Source organism: Vibrio sp. L3-7 (assembly GCF_963898195.1).
Classification (GTDB): Bacteria; Pseudomonadota; Gammaproteobacteria; order Enterobacterales; family Vibrionaceae; genus Vibrio; species Vibrio echinoideorum.
Map to the genome: position 1 here is coordinate 66965 of NZ_CAWQUW010000010.1, position 21676 is coordinate 88640.

18 protein-coding genes and 3 pseudogenes are annotated in these 21676 nt (G+C 39.5%); 6 read left to right on the forward strand and 15 right to left on the reverse strand.

Going from position 1 to position 21676, the window contains the following annotated elements:
* Nucleotides 1-25: 25 nt before the first annotated feature.
* Nucleotides 26-184, reverse strand: coding sequence for a hypothetical protein (locus AACW75_RS09315; protein WP_237297759.1), 159 nt, complete (start codon nucleotides 182-184; stop codon nucleotides 26-28).
* A 126-nt stretch (nucleotides 185-310) separates the two neighbouring features.
* Here AACW75_RS09315 and AACW75_RS09320 point away from each other — a divergent pair, with 126 nt between their 5' ends.
* On the forward strand, nucleotides 311-3337 hold the full coding sequence (locus AACW75_RS09320) for a Tn3 family transposase (RefSeq protein ID WP_237297760.1): 3027 nt from the start codon (nucleotides 311-313) through the stop codon (nucleotides 3335-3337).
* Between the two features lie 79 nt (nucleotides 3338-3416).
* On the opposite strand, the pseudogene AACW75_RS09325 reads toward AACW75_RS09320, so the two are convergent.
* The 6 genes and pseudogenes from AACW75_RS09325 to AACW75_RS09350 form a co-directional block, all read right to left on the reverse strand.
* Nucleotides 3417-4328, reverse strand: a pseudogene (locus tag AACW75_RS09325) (DUF1281 domain-containing protein); the annotation flags it as partial.
* A 162-nt stretch (nucleotides 4329-4490) separates the two neighbouring features.
* Nucleotides 4491-4805: a hypothetical protein gene (locus AACW75_RS09330; RefSeq protein ID WP_017110269.1), complete on the reverse strand. Its 315-nt coding sequence runs from the start codon at nucleotides 4803-4805 to the stop codon at nucleotides 4491-4493.
* Nucleotides 4806-4903: 98 nt separating this feature from the next.
* Nucleotides 4904-5245, reverse strand: a complete 342-nt coding sequence (locus AACW75_RS09335; RefSeq protein WP_102333121.1) for a hypothetical protein — start codon at nucleotides 5243-5245, stop codon at nucleotides 4904-4906.
* Nucleotides 5246-5323: 78 nt separating this feature from the next.
* Nucleotides 5324-5557: a hypothetical protein gene (locus AACW75_RS09340; protein WP_237297761.1), complete on the reverse strand. Its 234-nt coding sequence runs from the start codon at nucleotides 5555-5557 to the stop codon at nucleotides 5324-5326.
* A gap of 74 nt (nucleotides 5558-5631) precedes the next feature.
* A complete protein-coding gene (locus AACW75_RS09345; RefSeq protein WP_237297762.1) occupies nucleotides 5632-6150 on the reverse strand; it encodes a hypothetical protein in 519 nt (172 codons plus the stop codon).
* Nucleotides 6151-6273: 123 nt separating this feature from the next.
* A complete protein-coding gene (locus AACW75_RS09350; protein ID WP_136985709.1) occupies nucleotides 6274-6717 on the reverse strand; it encodes a DUF3577 domain-containing protein in 444 nt (147 codons plus the stop codon).
* 533 nt (nucleotides 6718-7250) lie between these two features.
* Between AACW75_RS09350 and AACW75_RS09355 the strand changes: the two genes are divergently transcribed.
* A complete protein-coding gene (locus AACW75_RS09355; RefSeq protein ID WP_237297763.1) occupies nucleotides 7251-8489 on the forward strand; it encodes an ISL3 family transposase in 1239 nt (412 codons plus the stop codon).
* A gap of 270 nt (nucleotides 8490-8759) precedes the next feature.
* Here the strand turns inward: AACW75_RS09355 and AACW75_RS09360 are convergent, their stop codons facing one another.
* The 8 genes and pseudogenes from AACW75_RS09360 to AACW75_RS09395 form a co-directional block, all read right to left on the reverse strand.
* Nucleotides 8760-10019: an MFS transporter gene (locus tag AACW75_RS09360; protein ID WP_237297764.1), complete on the reverse strand. Its 1260-nt coding sequence runs from the start codon at nucleotides 10017-10019 to the stop codon at nucleotides 8760-8762.
* 211 nt (nucleotides 10020-10230) lie between these two features.
* Nucleotides 10231-10344 (reverse strand): annotated as a pseudogene (locus AACW75_RS09365) (IS630 family transposase); the annotation flags it as partial.
* Nucleotide 10345: 1 nt separating this feature from the next.
* Nucleotides 10346-10771, reverse strand: coding sequence for an HIT family protein (locus AACW75_RS09370; RefSeq protein ID WP_237297765.1), 426 nt, complete (start codon nucleotides 10769-10771; stop codon nucleotides 10346-10348).
* A gap of 3 nt (nucleotides 10772-10774) precedes the next feature.
* Nucleotides 10775-12712: an asparagine synthase (glutamine-hydrolyzing) gene (gene asnB / locus AACW75_RS09375; RefSeq protein ID WP_237297766.1), complete on the reverse strand. Its 1938-nt coding sequence runs from the start codon at nucleotides 12710-12712 to the stop codon at nucleotides 10775-10777.
* 8 nt (nucleotides 12713-12720) lie between these two features.
* Nucleotides 12721-13947, reverse strand: a complete 1227-nt coding sequence (locus tag AACW75_RS09380; RefSeq protein WP_237297767.1) for an ATP-grasp domain-containing protein — start codon at nucleotides 13945-13947, stop codon at nucleotides 12721-12723.
* A gap of 13 nt (nucleotides 13948-13960) precedes the next feature.
* Nucleotides 13961-15259 (reverse strand): SidA/IucD/PvdA family monooxygenase, encoded by a 1299-nt coding sequence (locus tag AACW75_RS09385; RefSeq protein WP_237297768.1) that lies wholly within the window; start codon nucleotides 15257-15259, stop codon nucleotides 13961-13963.
* A gap of 9 nt (nucleotides 15260-15268) precedes the next feature.
* Nucleotides 15269-16528, reverse strand: coding sequence for an aminotransferase class V-fold PLP-dependent enzyme (locus AACW75_RS09390; RefSeq protein ID WP_237297769.1), 1260 nt, complete (start codon nucleotides 16526-16528; stop codon nucleotides 15269-15271).
* Nucleotides 16529-16757: 229 nt separating this feature from the next.
* Nucleotides 16758-17990 carry an ATP-grasp domain-containing protein gene (locus tag AACW75_RS09395; RefSeq protein WP_237297770.1) on the reverse strand — a complete coding sequence of 411 codons (1233 nt, stop codon included), beginning with the start codon at nucleotides 17988-17990 and terminating at the stop codon, nucleotides 16758-16760.
* Between the two features lie 504 nt (nucleotides 17991-18494).
* Here AACW75_RS09395 and AACW75_RS09400 point away from each other — a divergent pair.
* From AACW75_RS09400 to ltrA, 4 genes and pseudogenes are all read left to right on the forward strand, one after another.
* Nucleotides 18495-18626 (forward strand): annotated as a pseudogene (locus AACW75_RS09400) (IS630 family transposase); the annotation flags it as partial.
* The gene (locus tag AACW75_RS09405) at nucleotides 18626-18940 is read left to right on the forward strand and encodes a hypothetical protein (protein ID WP_237297787.1); all 315 of its coding nucleotides are present in this window, start codon (nucleotides 18626-18628) and stop codon (nucleotides 18938-18940) included. The pseudogene AACW75_RS09400 and the gene AACW75_RS09405, both read left to right, overlap by 1 nt.
* Nucleotides 18933-19361: a hypothetical protein gene (locus tag AACW75_RS09410; protein WP_237297771.1), complete on the forward strand. Its 429-nt coding sequence runs from the start codon at nucleotides 18933-18935 to the stop codon at nucleotides 19359-19361. The genes AACW75_RS09405 and AACW75_RS09410 overlap by 8 nt, the downstream gene beginning before the upstream one ends.
* A 741-nt stretch (nucleotides 19362-20102) precedes the next feature.
* On the forward strand, nucleotides 20103-21575 hold the full coding sequence (gene ltrA / locus AACW75_RS09415; RefSeq protein WP_016800697.1) for a group II intron reverse transcriptase/maturase: 1473 nt from the start codon (nucleotides 20103-20105) through the stop codon (nucleotides 21573-21575).
* Nucleotides 21576-21676: the final 101 nt, after the last annotated feature.

Below are 21676 nucleotides of genomic sequence, written 5' to 3' on the forward strand. Positions count from 1 at the left end.
CCGACAATTGAACGACGTGAAAGCGTCATTTTTTCCATCCCACTCCTTCGCGGTACAACAAATAACCGCGATGATGCGTTTTTTTGAGCATTCGTCTGGCTTGACGGTAAGTGGTGCGTATCACGCGCCAATCATTACCCTCTAACATTTCCAGCACTACAGGGTCATTGATTTTGTAATCCATATCTCACCTTATTTCTGTCTTAAACGACGGCCAAACACAGCTACTTTAAGTAGACTCAAATTTCATGTAGACACAGTTATCCCTATGTCGAATCGTTCAATATTTATTAACACAAAATAAAAAGTAATGAGAAAAGTTAAACCAAGTCGAATCCAAATATTAACGGAACAAGAAGTCCATGAACTTTACTCCCGTCCCGCATTTAATCAGAATGAGCGTGAAGAGTTTTTCTCGATAGATCCGAGTATCGAGAAGGCGCTATCAAACATGGGAAAGATTGAAACTAAAATTTATTTGATCCTCCTAATTGGCTATTTTCGAGCCAAGCCTGTTGTGCCGCAATTTAGATTGCGAGACGTGAAACAAGATGTTGATTACATTTACGCCACTCACTTCCCCAACAGAAAACCGAAATATCCCCTCATTGCTAAAAGCACACGAGCGACACTGATCTTGAAGATGCACGAACTACTCGGCTTCAAACGATTAACCAAATCAGCCGAGAAGGCGTTATTAGAAAGATTGCAAGATGTGGCTACGATATGTACCTATCCTAAATACATTTTTGATGAGAGTTTGGCTTTCTTCGGTCAACAGCGCATTGGCTTGGTTGGATATTCGACATTACAAAATATGATCACCACTGTCTTAGCAAATGAGCGACAGCGAACAGAGTCAATTCTTTCAAATCAAATGTCAGATACAACTCGAGCCCAACTTAAGAAAATACTACACACCAAGGGGCAGCTAAACCAACTATCAATACAAAAAGGCTCAGCTAAAGACTTTACTCCAGCAGAGCTTAATCGTGAAATAGAGGCACACAATACCATAAAGAGTGTTTATCAGGATGTGAAACGCCTCATCAGCGAGCTAAGATTGTCACAAGGGAACTTGAACTATTACGCTTCTATTATCCGGCATCAATCTATTTACAAAATTCGTCGATTTCCTGAATGGCAGGGGCTGTTGTATATGGTGTGTTATTTATTCTTTCGCTACCAAGAAACGAATGACAAGTTAGTGACAGCCTTTCAGTATGCGACTCGAAAACAAAGAGAAGCCGCCTCCGCGGCAGCGAAGCAGCAAATAGCCGATGAATTAGAAGTGGTTAGGGACAAGCTAACCCATGCAGGCAGCATATTGAAGCTTTTCGTGGATGACTCAGTGAGTGATCAAGTCAATTTTGGTGATGTACGGCAAAATGCCTTCGACATCATGTCTAAAGATGAGCTACAGCTTATCAGTCAGCACCTACATCAAAAAAACTTCGACAAGCGTCAGTATGAATGGGAGTACATCGACACCCAGTACAGAAAAGTAGTGAAGACGATAAGACCTCTTTTTCTTGCTATTGATATTGAATGTGAGCCTGGGCAATCATTGCTTGCCTCTCAGTTGCAGGCGGCAAAATCAGAACTCCAAAAAGAAAAACATATTTGCACAGCAGATCAGAGGCTTATTCTTAAGCAAGATAAGGGGCACATCGTAGAAGCAGGCAGTGCTAATCCGCGGCGATTTGAATATTACTTGTATCAAAAAGTTTCACGAATGCTTGATAGCAATCATATTTTCATCAATGAGAGTGCAAAGAATAAGCGCCTAGAAGATGACTTAATCCCTATTTCTGAGTGGGAGCATAGAGAACATATTATTGTTAATACTGGGCTAGAAAAGTTAACGACTCCTATTGAGAAAACGCTTACCAATTTAACACAGACCTTACGTAAGAAAATGGAGGTGGTCAGCCGCAACATTAATGACGGTGCAAATGATTTTGTTGTCCATCAACCTAGATCAAATCAACTCACTTGGAAGCTTGCCAATAAGCGCTGGAAGGAGGAAGTAGATAATCCCGTCTACAGCCAACTCCAACATAAGGGGATCATCGAAATCATGGACTATGTCCATCAGAAAACGGGGTATCTCGATGCATTTAAGAATATAGCGACCAAAAAGCAAGGCAGTAAGGCAAGAGAAGAAGACTTATTGGCGTGTATTTTTGGTAATGGTTCCAATTATGGCTTACACCATATGTCGTCGATATCAGACCGAGCTATTGGGGTATTAAGATCAGTGAATGATGGGTATATCAGACCAGAAACCACCAGTAACGCAAATGATGTGATTTCCAATGCCTTGGCAAAGCTCCCAATATTCAGCTATTACACAATTAATGAATCTGCTCCGTTTGGTAGTATTGATGGTCAAAAACATGCTTGTCGTATAAACACATTTAAAGCGCGATTCTCGGCAAAGTACTTTCGTAAAGGGAAAGGTGTTTCGGCTCTCACACTAGTATCAAACCACGTACCAGTGAACACTAAAGTCATTTCAGCGAATGAGTATGAAGCGCATCATGCTTTTGACTTACTCTATAACAATATCAGTGATATAGACCCAAAAACTCTGGCCACCGACACTCATGGCGTCAATAACGTTAACTTTGCGATCCTTGACCTATTCGGATACCAGTTTGCTCCACGCTATGCCAAGTTTAAAAATGTCTTCCATGATCTGTTTGAGATTGATTACGGAGAAGAGTTCGTTTTGAGGCTGCGTAAGCCATTTAACACCTCCTTAATTAAGCGAGAATGGCATAATATTCAAAGGATTATCTGTTCGCTAAGCCGTAAAACAACGACGCAGAGTACCATCATAACGAAACTATCTAATGGTAAGCAGAATCAACGAACATTAGCGGCGCTTAGAGAATATGATCGGCTCATAAAGTGCCTCTACGTTTTGGATTATGTTGATGATTCAGAGCTTAGACACTTTGTTCAACAAGCTCTGAATCGCGGTGAGGCCTATCACCAATTGCGCCGAGCGATTGCTTCAATCAATGGAAATCAGTTTCGTGGTGGGGATGATTATCAGATAGAACAATGGAATGACTGTGCGAGGATCATTGCGAACTGCATCATTTATTATAATTCAGCGTTGTTATCTAGCTTAATTGAAAAATTTGAGAAGGAAGGAAACCAAAAAGTCGTGGAGTTGATAGTCGGTCTTTCTCCCGTCGCTTGGCGTCATATCCAGCTTGCAGGGAATTACACCTTTGGTCAAAAAAAGGACAACATAGTTTTAGAAAGATTACTTGAAAACTTAGCGCCACTAGGAGAAGAAGAGAAGCTAGAAATGGTCGCGTAAAAACTCTATATGCTCTCAGCCATTGTAAATAAAGGGCTGAGAGCCAACTTTGGACTTTTCGCTGAAATGGGCGCAACTCCCCATAGTGAGAGAAATGCTCAAGCACATAGTCAGGCCCCACCACATCGTAATAGCCCTCCTCGTTCTCTTGCTCAGAAAACACCAGGTCTTCCCAAATCTCTTCATGGTTAACCCCGTTCACATACTGGACGTAACCGGCAAAGGCGCAGCCGCATTCAGCAAAGAAGTGGGTGAGCGTGGTCTTTGGAAAACGACGCGCTAGCACCTCTATCGGTGGTATCGCCGGAGACCAAGCGGTATCAAACTCCAATTGATTCTCGCCTACCTCTAGAACAGAGACTCGATCCCACTTCGTGCCAAGGCGTTCAACGTTATCGTCAAATCCCGATGGAGTTTGGCTGTCACGAGCAAACAAACCACCATTAAAGCCATTGAGCTCAACCAATAACATCGGCGGCGCTAACGCACTAAGAGAAAAGTTCTTAGACGCTTGCTCTGGCTCAGGTAAATCCAGCTTTGCCCAAACAATATCGAGTGGTAATCGACGAAAATAGAGTCCTGTCCAATCTGAGGCCTGCTTTTTTAGCAAGGGTGCCATCTTCATTCTGGCGGCTTTAGGTAAGTCACCCCAATAACGCTGCTTGAGGCCGCTTTGATCAAAAAGCGCCAACAGCCACTGGCAGACCTCCTCATTGAGTGCCACATCGGGTTGTTTCATTAACGTGACAAACTTTGTAAACGCACGATTTTCTGGCGTTGAACTTCCGACATCGCGAACAAGGTCTGGGTAGAGTTCAAAAGTCATCGGGTAAGTGGGTTTTAACAGCCCACCGACACCGGCTAAAAACAACTTAGCCGCAGCGCGTGACGCTTGTTGATGAAGCAGCGGTTTGGGTTGGGTCATGAGTTCGATGATGGCATCAGAATCAGGCCCATCGATATGAATTTGGTTTACACACCAATTTGGCATAATCAGTTCCTCTTAAAAAAATAAAAGGATGCCCCCACCAGGGAGACATCCCAGGTGGGTGGGGGCGCAAAGCGCAATATGATTAAAAAAGCCCCTATCTAAGATAGAGGCTTTAAGGTTAAGTCGAATTGAGGTTTATTTAGCGATAGCGGCAACTAATGCTTATGAGAGCAATGTCATTAATATCTGCTCTTTAAACAGTAATGTCACTGTACCCACAATGATGGTTCCACAAATCGCCCATTGCAATCGATCAAGCTTAGAACGCACTTCTTTAACTTCGGTTCGAACATCCGCAATGTCTTGCTTCAATTCAGTACGAACATCCACAATCTCAGTACGAACTTCGTCAATACGTCGATTCAGATTACGCTCTGTCTCTTGCAGCTGCTCTCGCGTCACGGCATGTTGTGACACATCGAGCAAATGCTTCATCAGATCTTTTTGGGTAAATTCGTTTGGACTACTCATCGTCATTATCTATTCCTATTCTTTGTTAACACTATAACAAAAAAGACAGAAAACCCCAATCCCCGACAGGAATAGAGGTTCCTGTCGGATGGGTTACATTACGGTTAAATCAACACTTCCACGACGTTATACGAAACATACGGACCATGAATGGTTCTCGTGGTACGTCGAACCACTCCTGCTTGCTCAAGAGCGCCTAAAAATCCAGCGTACTCGTCGCAATCTTTGATGGCCGTTTCATTCTCGTTGAAGTGATTGTTTGGTAAACACACCGTCGGAGTGCCCATAGGCTCCCCTGGAAACGAATCCGAAGCTTCATTTCGTTTTGTATCGGCAGTGCATAACTGGAGCGCGATTTGCTTGTTATTGCGATAGTGATGTTTAGAAACGTCACAATCGATTTTCTGCCCACCGGCCAGTGTTACCGTCACCATAAGTTGAGTCATATCATTTCTTCCTAATGTAAAAAAGAAGGAATGACCCCATAGAGGAGGCATTCCCCTCTATGGGTTTATGGGTTGCCCCTAATGTGAGCGACGCTGAAATCTCAGCGTGTTCACATTAGGGGTAGATTCATCCCACACCATGAAATCATGGCTAAGGCGTTGTTGGATCACTTCAATGTCTTCGACGGGGTAAAAGCGACCTTCACGCATCATAAAACCAGCGTTTGCTAGTTCTGGTGGTGAAATATCACTGCCCCTCGCCACAGAAAAAAGCGCCGTGGCTTTTGTCTGTAAAAGATTGAGTTTGTCCATCTTGCTCTCCTCTAAAATAAATAAGGAGAGCCGTCGCCAAAGGGGAACGAGTCCCCTGTGGGTTGAGTTAATAGTTAATTCAATTTCGCTTGTTCAATACGCGCCTCTAAGCGTGCATTAAAACGCGCGTCCAGCATGGTCTTTTGCCACCAATGAACCACCGCTTGCGGCTCATCAGCATCAAGAAGATAAAACGTACACAGCCAACTCACCACTTCGGGCTCGCTGTACAGCGTATGTTTCAATTCAGTCCAATAAACGCCTGTTACCGCTTTACCGTTACGGAGTTTTTGTTCGATGTCATCGAATAAACCAGCGTAGTTGCAAGCTTTGAGATAACCGCGTTCATTTTCCTCCATGTTGGCTTCGCACTTAGAGCAAAACTCTTGGTCACACTCATGATGGCTACAGCGAGTACAATCCAACGAGTAAACTGAATTAATGCAACCACCCAGCAACTCATCAAATTCATGCCTTACAGCAGCTTGACCGCAGCAAGGACAGGGTTCTTCATTTGTGAAACCATTTGTGTCGAGTACGCTATCTAGTACAAAGGCGTTATACGTCTCTTGAATCATCATTGTATTGTTCATTGTCGCTCTCCTAATATTGGCAAAAAGGATAAACGTCGCCATAGGGGAACGTATCCCCTGTGGGTAATCAATGACAGTAATAAAAAGCCCCAACACACGAAAGTGTATTGGGGCAGTCAAACATCAAGCCGCTTGCTGATTTGCATCAGAACCAGTCGGTGCTGGCGATTGTACAAGTACAACGTCATTCACCTTCAGATACTTCACTTTGAGTAGACGCCCCTTAATGGTTGCGCCAAACTGACCCGCTTTCGTACTGTGGTTGCTTTGATAAGTAAAGGTGTCGAGCGAGATATCACTGATAGTAAAACTCAGTGAGCCTTTATCGCCACCTTGTTGGCTAAAGTCGTAGCTATCAAGACCATGCGCTTCAAAAAGCTCAATCGCCTCTTTCCCTACGACTTTGCAGTCAATGTACGTTCTTTCGTTATCATCACCACGTAAACACGTGATGGTGGTTGCGTAGAACGGGTCACCTTTTTTCGGTGTCACTTTTCTCACGCGGTTTAGAAAACCAAACCCATGAGTGTGAAGGTCGAAATAAGTGTTTTGATTGTTATCAGACATAATGTTTTCTCCGAGACAGGCTGCACGAGAAAAAATCACATCCCACCATGGGAAATAATTTTCCCGTGGGGGTGATAAAAAGTCGGTGTATAGCGCCAAAGCTCTATCAATATAGGCTGAGGGCAGTTAAGTACGCTTTCACTTCTTTAAAAAGAAGTCACGACACATTTCAGAAAGCCATTTAAGGGGGGTTAACCCCGTGTGTTTAATACTATTCGTCAGTATTCAACGTTTAACATCCTGAGGATAACAGTCCAAATGGGCTTGTAAAGTGATTTATATCACATCTTATTTGATTAATTTTTCATCATTATTAGTGTCTGATATCGGCAGGCAATAGTTTGATCGCAGTCCCTAAGCATCGCGGCATAACACGTCTCTGGACAAAAATTAGTTACAAATAGCTCACGAATAGTATTCTTTCGGATAAGGAAAAGGGCTCTTCTCCGCTTAGATGAGTCTATAAATTAACAATAAAATCAATAAAGCATTGATTTATAATTACTTCCTGTCTTATATCTTAGTGTTGTAGTTTGTCGTTATTATCTTCCGCTCTATTTAATTTTAAAGGTCAATCCGTACAGTCTGTAACGCTCGAAGAGTGCACTCATTCAGTACTCGTCAAATGCAAGCGAGACAGACGCTGTAAAGTCGTTGACCCTGAGACTGGAGCACCGCGTACCGTCGACCACTATGTTCAACGTCGCCTGTCAGATTTACCTGTAAGTGGTCGCCCTTGCGTAATAGAAATTGAACTGGCTCAGACGAGAGATAAGCTCGGCCGAAGATTGATTGAAGCCACTGATTTTGTTGATAAGGGTGGTCGCTATACCAAGAGATTCTGTCACTTTATTAGTGGACTATGCCGCTATATGAGCATCCATGCAGTGTCTAAGCATTTAGACATTCGCTGGGAAACCGTGAAAAATATCGATAAAGCATTTCTGTTATCTACCTTGCCCGCTTTAGAGCCTAAGAAGTTGATCAACCTTGTTCATATTGGCGTTGATGAAGTCGCTAGGGCTAAAGGCCATGACTATATGACCGTCGTTTATGATCTCGTTTCAGGACAACTTATTTGGGTTGACCATGGGCGGACTTCAAACGTACTTATCAACTTTTTTGAACAATTATCACCGCAAACGAGAGACGGCATCCAAGCGGTATCAATGGATATGGGGCAATCTTACCAATCAGCAGTGAGAAACGCTCTTCCGAATGCAGACATCGTTTTTGACCGGTTTCACGTTATGCAGAACTACTCTCTTCTGATAAGGAAAGAGCGTAATAAAGCGTTTAGGAAAGGAACACATGACGAGAAGAAAATGCTTAAAGGGACGCTATTTTTACTTCTCAAAAATGCGCCGAAATTAAGCGATAAGCAGTCAGATAGGCTAGATGATTTACTTGAAAGCAATAAGACTCTTTGTACGATTTATATGCTCAAAGAGCAGCTTCAAGCCTTATGGGATGAACGTAATTTTGACTTGATGATCGCAGCGCTTGATGCGTGGTACCAGCTTGCTAAAAAGACGAGGATCTTATCTCTCATCAACTTTGCAGACGCGCTTTGGGAAAGAAGAGTTGGGATCTGCAATTATGCAAAATATAAGCTGACGAATGCCCGAGTGGAAGCAGGGAATGTATCGATAGGTCTTCTTAGACGGAGAGCCCGAGGAGTAAGGGATACTGATTACTTTAAATTGAAGATTAGACAAACCTCAATCCTAGAAACTCACTCTACCATTTACCCAGAAATCAAGCTCATCTAAGCGGAGAAGAGCCGAAAGTCTAATCCGATTAATACTGAATATAGCTGATATGGCAATACCCATCAGCATCTTTGGTGGTGAACACAGTGACGTTTCGGTTTACTGCTGAGCTTGCATAGACAAAACGAAAGCGTTCAATTAACACTCAGTTTTAAATTAGGGTAAGAGTTAGGTCTGCCACACATTTATTTTGTCATGAATTAAGCCGCTACTGTTCAGGTAAGGAAACATTGAGATTCCTTACCTAATAGTTGGTATCACAACCCGATTTTATTTTTTGAATGCTGATGGGTACATAGATTTATATAAGCCATCTAACTTTTGATTTGACTGACCTAGAACGAACCGTGTTTTCTTCGAAAATATAGGTAAAAAAGAGGTAAAAAATATTATTACCCCCATGTATCCGATTAAACAGTATTTCTGTTCGTAATCAAAACTTTCCTGAAAATAACCAAACAAATAGCTTCCTAACGGTATGGTTCCAATACATAAAAACAATATAGCACCTTCCAACTTACCTCTGTAAGAGTTTGGGACTGCAAAAACCCGAACACTATTACACGCTACACCTTTAACAGTAAGTCCGAATCCAGAAATGCACAAGCCAAGAGCTTTAATATAAACCCAATCAAACACAGAGAATAAAATAACGCCAATTCCAATCATCATATTACCTAAAACAATAGGATAAATACGCTTATATAAATTGAAATCTAGTTTTGAAATTAAGGCTGCCCCTGATAGCATTCCAACTGCAAACATGGATTCAAGTAGGGCTAAGGTCGTAGCATCAGACTTCAATTCACGAGATACATAATATGGTAACACTACCATTAACAATGGTGTTAATACGAAGTTATTAAGCATTGCTGTATAACATATGATCTTTTCGCTTTTTATATAATGTAACGTTTTGAATCCTTGTGTAATACGGCTTATAAATTTCTCACCTTGGACAATATCAACAGAAACACTTCCTTTTTCATTAATGGATAAAAATAAAATTAACACTAGTGAGACCAAGAAAAAGGACACAACAACAAGACTAGCAGGTTCAACCCCCAGTAAAGCAATCATTGTCCCACCAATAACCGATCCTATTATTGATTGTGCCGAATTAAAAGTAGCAGCTAAACTAACAGATTTATCCAGTTGTTCTTTAGTTGCAATGAATGGAAGCAGAGTGTTTATGCTCGCGGTAGTTATGGAGTTAGTTACAGCCAATACACATGCACACATACTAATAATAGTAATTGATCCGCTATAAACACCAACATCAATCAAGAAAATCAATGAAAACGAGAGTGAAAAAATACCTCCTAAAATGAGGATGTTTTTCTTTTTAAATCTGTCAAAACTGTCACCGACTAAAGGTAAGGAAGTAAGATTGAAAGCCCACATTAGGGCAACAATTGTACCTAAATCTAGGCTATTACTAGACTTGGTAACGATAAACCAAACCAATATAATGTTAAAACTTCGATAAGCCAATAGGCTTAATGCACTTGCAATAAGAAAAAAATACAACCTCATATAAACCCAATTCTATAATGAAAACTAAAAAACAAAACTAAAATAGCCATATATTGAACTATATTAAGTTAATTAAAAACCTAAAACGACAAGTATAAAAACTAGAGATCAGACAAATGAACAATTTTCAGAGCAACCTGTCAAATCAATAGTTTTTAAGATAAGAAGTAAATAATTAATTATATAAAATTAACGCTATACCCGCTCAACTTGAAGATGCAGGTTTCATAATTTGAAAATTATCCGTAATTCTGGATACCAGTGAGCCTGCAACGTTTGGCAGCATCACATTGAAAAATTCATTAATAGCTATTGTAAATTCAATGATCACGGGTATATAAATTAAAACTAAGTATTTTATCCTTAACTTCCTGAAGATCTTCTGCACTTACAATCGAACCATTAGAAGAAACCCAACTAAAACCATCACCCTTTTTCCTAGGAAATAAATGTAAATGGAAGTGAGACAGTTCGTTGAACTCTCCATTATTCTGAATCATTGATAAACCATCGGCACCGAAACAGTACTTTAATAATATACTTAACTCTTTTGCCTTTGAAAATATCTTTCTAGATACATTTTCAGGTAAATCCCAAAAATCTACGAAATGTTCTTTGGGGCAAATTAAAATATGCCCTCTAGTAATCGGTCGATGATCTAAAAAACATATAATATCGTCAGATTCATAAATTACGTGAGACTGTTCTATACCTTTTGAAATTGAACAAGCAATGCAATTAATCATAAACTACCTAACACCAATATTAAATTCTCTTTGCATAATACAAATTGATAGCACAAACGTCAAAATTCGATCTAATTCCATTCTCGAACTTGGTTCTATACTTCTGAGGCTATCGAATGACTTTAGAACCTTCTTGGGGCAATAAAATGGCTGATCTTTAATACTCTGCGAAGTAAAAGTATCACCCATGTAATCATACAAAGGAGAACTTACTAAGTCGCTAGAATGTACTTTTACTGGAGGAGCCATAAATGGTTCTTTACATTGATTGAGCACAGTTGGATGTACACGCCCTTCCATAGCCGCCCTTAACAAATACTTTTCAGTACTTCCTGAAATTTTCAATTTGCTTGGTACGCTCATAAGAAACTTATAAAGATTATGATCTAAGAAAGGCACCCTACCTTCTACGGAATTAGCCATTTCTGCCCTATCACCTAAAACATTTAAAATATAAGATGGTAAGACCGATTCTTGCCACAAATTCAAAGATCGATGTAATATGTCACCCTTCATTGTCTTCGACCAATCAATGTGCTTTATAATATCCGTATAGGGGGTCAACCTTTGGTGATGAGCACTTAGCTCTGGTTTATATAAACTTGAAAAAACTTTACCTCGCTGACTTCCCGTCCTCATCATCCCGGGTTTGTAACCAAAAATTTCTCCAAATCGCTCTAAGTCTTTCTCGATCTCTCCTTCTAACAAAAAACCCGGAAACTTAGAGTAATTCCCATACATTTCATTTAACAGTTTTTTGCCATCTGATTCAGACATATGTTGGCGTTCATATCGAAATACATCTTCACGAAAATGGGGGTAACCACCTAGAACTTCGTCAGCCCCTTCACCAGTTAAAACAACTTTACATCCATTTTGACGCACAAAGCCACTCAGTAGTACTTTCGCTATACCGTGTGTGTTCCCAAAAGGTGTTTCGAATGAACGAACTGACTTATCAAAATTATCTACAATATCTTGCTCAGTAACTCGTAATACGTTCAGTTTCGAACCTACAAAGTCCGCTTGAAGTTTCGCCCTATCAAGTTCATCGTAGTTTTCATTATCAAATACAATGGTATATGATTCTGGTGCTTTACCACTGACTCTTGCAGCTGTCCCTAATACCGCCCCTGAATCAATACCACCACTCAAATAACAGCCAATATCGACATCAGCAACCATGCGTTGTTTAACTGCATCGTCAAAATGCTCAAGGAAACCAGTCACAAAGTCATGCTCATTGAGATTAAGATCCGGTTCATAGGAACCTTTTTCCCAATACGGTTTTATTTCAACGGAATTATTATCCGTAATAGTCAAATAGTGACCTGCTGGTACCTGGTAAATACCTTCAAAACACGAATCTCGACTAGGGTAAAGCATTCGCTCTGAGCTATATACAGCGGATTGATTCCAAACAGGTTTGACACCAAGAGCCAATAGACCTTTAATTTCTGAAGATAAATATACACTTCCGTTACTAATCGCATAATAGAGAGGCTTAATCCCAAACCTATCACGTGCGGCCAACAAACGTTTGTTAACATCATCCCAGAGAACAAAAGAAAACTCTCCACGGAGGTGATCAAATAGATTCAACCCATAGTGTTTGTACAAAGGAAGAAGTATTTCACTATCTGATTGAGTTCTGAAAGGATAAGATTGGCGATACTTCTCTCTTATATCTTTATATCCATAGAGCTCACCATTTACGACAGAAACAACAGAGCCTGTATCATCTACAATTGGTTGTAACCCTGAGTCTAATCCGATTAAGCTTAATCGAGTATGCCCCATAGAGATGTTGCCATCATTTGAAGTCCAAATGTTTCGTTCGTCTGGGCCCCTATGATTGATATCATCAAGTGCACGACGAACATTATTCACATCTACTTTTTCTAAATTTGAAAAGTTATATTGACTAACAAAACCACACATAAACTATCCTACCAAACTGGAGTAAGTAACTCGCCACTGTTCGTTTTTATTCTAATATTCACAATATCTGTCTCGACATCGACCTTACTGCCAGTTAAGATTCCTACCCAGCCAGCCCCATCAACACCAACTTTTTTTAGATCGTCATTTTCGTTACAAAGTTGAACATGTTTGCTTTTAGTAGATTCAGGTATATGTATGCTTCCCAGTTTACAACTTTCTGGCGCACCATACGTTACCCCCATGCATTCAATAAGATTGCCCTTGTAAGGCGATTCTAAAGGGAGACTATTCGGGAAAAGCGTTAGTCTAATAACATGCTCCATAACCTTCGACAAAGGTATTGAGTTGGAGTCAGCTATCAATTGAGATATTGATCCACCTGCTATTCGTCCGATGTTGGCGTCGATCAAATAAGACTTTCCACCAGAAGCTAAAAACTCAGAGTGAAAATATCCATTCTTAAGCTTACTGCGCACAAGCACTTTGGAAATAATTTCTTTAGCCATGGCAAAAGAACCTGGATCTATCTCTTTTTCACCAGGAAAGTAAGCTACGGTCAAAGTATTCTCATGTCTTTCCCTATAAGTCGCGCCAACTATATTGACATCACCGTTTTCTATATAGCCTTCTAAGCTAAAGAACTCCCCTTCGATGTATTGTTGTGCTAACCAAGTACCCTTAGCCAGACTTGAACTATACGTTTCTTCTATAATACTCGGTATTTCATTAACGTTGGTTTCTAGGTCAATCGGAAATGACCCAATACTAGCGCTTATTTCAGATGGCTTAACCACTAACTTCCTATGCTTATCAAGTAATTGAGAAATTTTGTTCGGGTTAAAATCTGTAAGGTTAAAAGATAGCGTTTCCGGACTTCCCTCTAGGGCAAGTTTGCTTGTAATTTCTTTTTGTAATAGATAAAGAAGTGCTAAATCTGGACCGTTAACGTCTAGAGCTAGTGCAACTTGTATAGCATTACGCATCGCTCGATCAGTCAAAGACATTACAGCTTCAACATCAGAAATATCGTTATCTTGAATACATTGAATTATATTTTCATAACGAGATGTATCTTCAAAGTATAAGGTATAACAAAAAATATCTTTTAGTATATCCCCTCGATACAGCTCAGGGTTAAGAATAAATACAGGCTCGTATCCCATGTTTTCACAAGCCTTTGCTGCAGACGGCGAGCTAATGTGTGATGCATCAATAAATATTATTTTTTTCATTACGTTACCATATTTAAACTTCGTGACTATTTATCAAGCTATCGCAGATTACTTTACTGCGTATAGATACCGAGCTAATTGAGCCTGCATCACCTAGTCCATGCGTTGATTCGCATAATCCATTTAGATAGAACGATTTATATGTTCTGTTTGTTCCTGGCGGTACGAAGTCTAAACTATAATCGCGGTTTATCTGTAAAAGCCCTTGTTCACTTTCATTAATATAGCCCTTTACATTATGTAGTAATGGACAGTAAGTATCATATCTATCCCCATGACCTAAATCTTTAAAGCCTGTTGCCAATATTACGTGATCAAAGGATTCAGACGAGCTCTCATTTAAAAGTTCATTTGTATATGAAATTTCTATTGAGTCATCCTTTTCTACAACATTATTAATCTTACTGTTATTCCTTATAAACACCCTCTCTCTCTCTAAAATCTTGTCTTCATATAAACTTTGATACAAACCATCAAGCACATCTTTATCAACAGATGAATAATTAGAATTACGTAAATGTGATGTAAGCTTTTCCTTTTGCAAGTTAGATGCACTATAGAAGTGATCAATGAATTCTGGATAGAAAACCTCATAAGAAAATGGACTTGTATCTTTAAGCTTATAACTGAAAGATCGTATCAGATTAGTTATTTTTGCATTAGGGAAGCGGGACTTCAGATCTAAAACAATTTCTATGGCGCTTTGGCTGCTTCCAACAACACAAAAAGTGTCCTCATCTCCATTTTTAATGTTGGATATGTAAGAACGATAGTTTGTAAGATGAGTCGCTCTACCATTGCTTATGCCAGAAAACTCTTCTGGTATGTTAATTGAGCGACCATGGCCTAGAACAACTTTTTTGCACAGGTAAGTATCACCTGTTGAGGTTGTAACTTTGAAGATTGGTTCTTCATTTTCAAAGTCACCAGTATATTCAATACTGACGACTGCTTCATTGTACTTGACTTTGTCCTCGAAAAATTTGGAGCACCATTCGATGTATTTTGAATATTCTGTTCTAAAAGGAAACTTCATTCCTAGATTAAAATGAGAAAATAGCCTTCCATGTTCAAACAAATAGTTTATGAACGTATATCTACTTCTTGGATTTACTGGTGTGATCAAGTCTCGATGAGGAGAATTTTGAATGTCGCTCCCAGGAATCGTCATTTCTTCTTGCCACTTCGAATTGGCTTTACTCTCCAAGAACAACATAGATAATTGGCTATTGTTTTCTTGTAAGGAAATTGCCAAACCTATGTTAGAAACGTTAAAACCCACACCGATAATATCAATTATATTACTTTGCAAAATATACCTTTACTTTATTAATTTGTGAGAAACAAAAAAGTCGTTGATTAAAACCTCTATTACATCTTCTGTATAGGTAGGCTTTATTACTATTCGGAAACAATTTACGGCCTGCCCATCAAACAGGACTTCGCTATATGGCACCAGCCACCCTAGGGATTCAAATTTCTGGCTTATATCGTCATAGGTAGACTTATCTCCCCCTTCAATAAACCACGACAAAATAGGAAGCTGGTGTTTTTTATGGTTAATGAACTTTACTTTATGAATATCAGATAAACGTGACTCCATATAATTTTTCATTCTGTACAAATATTCAATGTTTGATTGGTAACCGATAAACCCATAGCGTTTTATCAAATAATATTGAGAAATAATCCCCACACAGTTTTGACTAAATGTCACACCTAAATGATTGAACTCTTCTTTTAAATAGCCGATTCTGCTCCATAAACCTTCGGATATTTCATTCTTATTTTTCCAGAGAATCCAACCTATGCTAGGATATGTAAAACCGTATTTATGACCTGAAACACTTATCGATTGAACAAGCTCCAATCGGAAATCCCATATATATCCTGGAAAGCTAAATGGAGCTACAAAACCACCACTGGCAGCATCTATATGAATTGAAATTTCCCTTCCTTCCTTAATCGAATAATTGAGAAGGGCATTGTGGATTTCATAAACTGGGTCAAACATGCCTATACCCGTGGTACCAAGTGTTAGACCCACCCCAATAGTATTTTCATCTACAGCAAGCAAAAATCCTTGAGTAAAATCTCGTTCATCTTTTGTATACTTAACAGTTTTAACATCAATATCGAGTATTTTTGCCGCATTAGTCCATGCAGAGTGAGAGTGATCGCTTATTACAATATTAAGTCCCTTAGAAAGTCGGCTTCTTTTTTTCCAATTCAAACATGCTAATAGTATTGCTTCGCTTGAACCTACCGTACTTAACCCAAGTCCATTCTCACTAGTATCAATGTTGAATAGCTTAAATAAAAAGTCGATGCAACTATTATTCATATCTTGAAAACTGTGATATTCATTTGCATTAACTTTATTGTAACTAAGGGAGTTTTTTATGACTTCAGCAACTTCGTCATCCATGTTAGTCAAACAATATGTACCTAGGTTTTGCCAAGGTTGGATCTGTTCCGATAATAGCGTCTTAATATGCTGAGTTGTGGACTTGATCGTCATAGCATACTTTTTCTCAAAAGGTATTGATTTATAAGCTTTCTTTTCAGCAATCAACTCCATAGTATTCTCTTTTTATTTTAGATGAGTGATATGAAAAATTAATTAAAATATAATAACCATTAGTTTATTAACAGCTATTAACAGCATTAATAGTATTATTTTTATGTATTTATTGACCTAGTATTCGTTATTGAGGATCAATTTATTACTATGTTTGACTTAGAAAATACTAATTATAAATTAAATATCCTCATACTAAAGACTGCAATCTTTAAGATATTAACCCCCATCAGTTATTCATATACCAGAGGTTTTGATTTTCTACCCAATCATCAATAGCCATAAACAAAGATTTCATTTCTTTATCCCCGTTTGTTTTCGTAACAAACTGCTGAACCATTGCAACACTGCCGGTTGGGTTTGTATATTCCGTACCAATAACACCTTGGACTTGATAATCTTCAACTCCTTTAATAGTGCAGGATTTTGGAAGTGACATTAACACTCCTTTTTTTGGCGGAATTAAGTACCAACCCCAAGTGTCCTCAGGTTCATGTATAACATTTTCAAAATCTGGCTCGAGACCTGCCTGAGCTTGAACATGAACCTTCCAAAGGTCAATGTTCATAGAATAATTAATTGTTTCCCAAATTCCTCCACCTCCGCAGCGTGATCCAATTTCACAAAAAACGAATTTTCCATCTTGCGTTTTCCAAAATTCTGCATGAAATGTAGTTGCATCTGGAGAAGGTAAGTTTTTCAGTACCTTTTCAGTTAGTATTTTTAATGTTCTAAAATCAGCGCTATCTTTATCAACGAAAATACTACCTAAAGGTTTATTCACTTGGTAACTAAGACAATCATTGTAATAATAAGATGCCCAAATAAATTTAATTTTACCATCCTGATAAAAGCCATCAATATGGTACATTTTCCCGTCAATAAATCCTTCGACTAAGAATTCCTTTCCCTGTTCATAATCAGCTACCACACTCGCTAATTTTTCCTCTGAACTTATTACTTTCGTACCTATTGAGCCGGCACCATCTACATCTTTGTATACACATGGGAATCCAAAGTCATTAACATGTTCAATTAAATCTACAACTGAATTGCCAGATTCCCAAGCTGCCATATCAACTTTATCTTTGAGGTAGGTTTTCATCACTTTTTTGTTTCTATATGCATGCGCTGATAAAAACCTTTGTCCCGGAATATCAAACATATCCCGTAACTTGCCTACTCGTTCTAAGCCGTGCTCATCTATTCCAATCAAATGAGTAATTCCATGTTCTTTTATTATCTCAACGGCTTTTTGTACAACTAAAGAGTTTTTCCTAAAGTTAGTAAAGTAGTGATACTCTTTAAACTTCGATAATATAAACCTTGGTGACACACTCATGTTCTGATGAATAGACTCTTCACCTATAAGTAAATATAATTCTGTATCATTTCCTTCAAGCCATCTGTAAAAAGGAACACGTTCCAAACAAAATGGAGTAATTACGAGTATCTTTCTCATACGCAAACCTTCTAAAACCTCGGTGTTAGTTATCAAAAAATATTTATTAAAATCGAGGATGCTATCGGAAACTCACCCTCCTGTAATATGAAATAGCTCTCATTATTTACAGTTCCTCTATCGTAAACTCCATAGGTTTATTTTTTAAATTTGTTGAAGAATTTATCGGATGTCTACTATTATTTATCAATTTTAAATTATCATTTTTTAATTTCCATTCGTGGTTTATAAATTAGCTAAAAATATAAATAATAGCACCCATGAAATCACTTAATATTACCGAGTCAAGGGTGTAAATTAACTGGAGATGCACCTTACACACACTTGTGTTGCTTATCAATGTGTTGCACATCTTTCATTCTGAATAATGTGGCATTTTTCACAAAACCTGGGTGGATGTTATCAATTATGTCACTATATGTAGCAACCCCGCTTCTTTTGTGATAGAGCCGTAATCATTGTAGATGCTTGATTTTCAATAGAATTAGGATCACGCTACGTATCATGAAAATTACACTGACTCCTCAACAGAAACGGCAACTCGAACAAATGCAAGACACTGAGCGTGATAGTCGAGTTTGCGACCGTATTAAGGCTGTTTTTCTGGCTTCTGAAGGCTGGACTCAGCTAAAGGTATGGCTCGTTATGTCAAAGTCACCGCCCCTATGGAAATATTAGTTGGTTCAGCCATTAACGTTTTAAAATATGTGCTCTATGATGAATACTTGCTTAAAAAACTTGGTGTAGATCAAGCCAAGTTGTTTGTGAATGTTCTGGCTGTTTCTGGTACTAGTCTATTTTTAGCTTCTCTTGCGTCCGTATTTGCTGCTACAGCCGTTGGAGGTGGATTGATTTTAGTTGGATCAAGCTTTTCTGTTTGGGTTGTAGATAAATTTACTGATTTTGAAGAGAAAACAGTAAATAAAGTACTGGAGCTACTCGATGAATAAACAACTTAAAGGCTTATTAATGGGATGGTGGGTTATATGTGCATCTGTTCTAACTTTTATAGGGGGGGCGTGGTTGGCTAACCATATTTATATTAACCCTTTGACAGAGGAAAGAGTTAATAAGTTAATAGCTGGTCCATACATGTTCATTTCGTTTGTTAGTGGTTCAACAATAGGCTTCTTGATGTTCATTGCTCCCATGAATACTATTTCTAGACTCTTTCGAGGTAGAAAGCTACATATTAAAACTATAGCCATATTACTTTTTATTTTTGGTGCGAGCGGTGTAGGAGCTAATGCCTCTATTTATCTATTTGTTATTAACCCTAACAACATGCTCGAATGCCCGAAAAAAAGCGGTTACAAAGAGAACTTAATGCGTGGCTATGTTTCTGATATTTCCTTGTGCGAGAAGTTCTAGCATTTGTCGATTATCATAATTGGTTTAATCCGCATCTAAACCAATCTTTTTCTGGTGCGATGTTTCTCATCGCACTAGCTCGTCACAACTAGCTTTGCAATATCAAAAGTTATCCATGAATTGCTTAATTAGCAAAACCACTGACAAGCTTTTGTCCGTGCGACCTGAAGTCGTATGAAGCGTTGTTCACCACGATAAGAGTGAACCATCTGTATCACCAGATGACCCTAGGATTCTGAATAAAGCAGCGAATCCGACAATGTAACGAAACTCGGTTATTAAACCGAGTGGGAACTGAATCGTGAGAGGACGTTCTTCCTGATAACCACAAATCGGGTAAGTGCTAGGGTGTCAGTATGATGAACGTAAGTGAATCCACGTAAGGCGCGTTATGCGATGAAGCAGCGGAAGTGGTTAATACGCTGTGGCCAAAACGGCAATGAGAGTCGGAAAGAAGTTGGACAGTACTCTTTCGTGATCGTTGTACTCTCCGCACTATAGTGGGCATCTAACCTGATATTGTACGCAACATACGGAACAGGGTAAGCCTGTATATCTCCCTTTGGGAAAGTAGTCTGCGAAGATTGCCGATAGGTGTGCAGGTAAAGGAGGTTAGAAAAAGCAAATGTCGCTTTGTAATGAAGTGGATACAGGTTTACATCTGGCGCGAAAGCGAGCTGACTTCTAACTGGTCTCCCGTTGCAAGATGATTTGAAGAACTTTATTCAAGGGGAAACGCAAATGGTGACTTCATCAGAAGTTAGTGCCTCTCCTAATGGCACTCAGTGGCAATCCATCGATTGGAAAGCCGTCGAGTCGCACGTGTTAAAGCTTCAAATGCGCATTGCAAAAGCAACCCGAGAGGGAAAACACAGTAAAGCAAAAGCTTTGCAGTGGGTCTTAACGCACTCCAGAGCAGCTAAATTACTGGCTGTGAAGCGAGTGTCCCAAAATAAAGGCAGTAACACTCCTGGAATAGATGGTGTCATCTGGAATACGGATGCTCGTCGAATGACCGCTGTGAATCAATTGAATCGAAAAGGCTATCGAGCTAAACCTCTCAGACGCGTCTACATCCCGAAAAAGAATGGCAAACTCAGACCTCTAGGCATTCCATGTATGATAGATAGAGCGCAACAAGCGTTGTATCTGCTTGCTTTGGAGCCAATTTCGGAAACAGTAGCAGATCCAAATAGCTACGGTTTTCGCCCTAACCGCAGTACGGCAGATGCAATTCAACAATGCTTCAAATGCCTGTGTCTTAAGCGTTCAGGTCGTTGGGTTTTAGAGGGTGACATTAAGGCTTGCTTTGACATGATCGGGCATGAATGGCTACTTGAACATGTTCAAATAGACAAAAGGATGCTGAAGCAGTGGTTAGGCTCAGGCTATATCGATAAGGGCTTGTTCTACCGAACTTCGGAAGGAACTCCGCAAGGCGGAATTATCTCCCCAACGCTTATGTTACTGACACTTGCGGGTTTAGAAAGACTCGTAAAAGAAGTGGCTAAGAAATCGGGAGAACGAGTTAACTTTATAGGTTATGCGGATGATTTTGTGATAACGGGTTCATCAAAAGATGTTCTTGTTAACGAAGTCAAACCACGACTGATTGATTTTCTAAAAGAGAGAGGGTTGGCACTCTCTGAAGAGAAAACGCACCTTACTCATATAGATGATGGCTTTGATTTTCTGGGCTTTAACCTCAGGAAGTACAAAGGAAAACTGCTCATCAAACCGAGTAAAACTAACGTTCTCTCCTTCTTGGGAAACTTGCGCGAACTCATTAAGAAGCACGCAACAATGCCAGTCAATGATCTTATCAGACTATTGAACCCTAAACTGAAGGGTTGGGCGAATTATTATCGCCACTGCGTTGCAAAACGTACTTTCGGTTATCTCGGTCATCAAATCTTCTGGCTACTGTGGCGATGGGCGGTAAGACGCCATCCTACTAAATCAAAAGACTGGGTAAGGCGCAAATACTACATGAACAGAAGTGGTGGTTGGCAATTTCATGGTTGGCAGAAAATTGCGAATATGGACTGTCACTACAACTTGGCTCAAATAGCGAAAACGCCAATTAAAAGACATGTGAAGATCCGAAGTGCGGCTACACCGTTCGATCCTCAGCACCAAGATTACTTGGCAAAGAGGAAACCGAAAAAGGAAAGCCGTCACTCTTGGTTTGATCCTGCTTTGACTGCTATCTAGGTTGCTGGGTAACGTAATACGCCTTAGCGGAGGCTTGAGCCGTATGCAGTGAAAGTTGCACGTACGGTTCTTAGGAGGGTGGCACTCGGCAACGAGTGTCG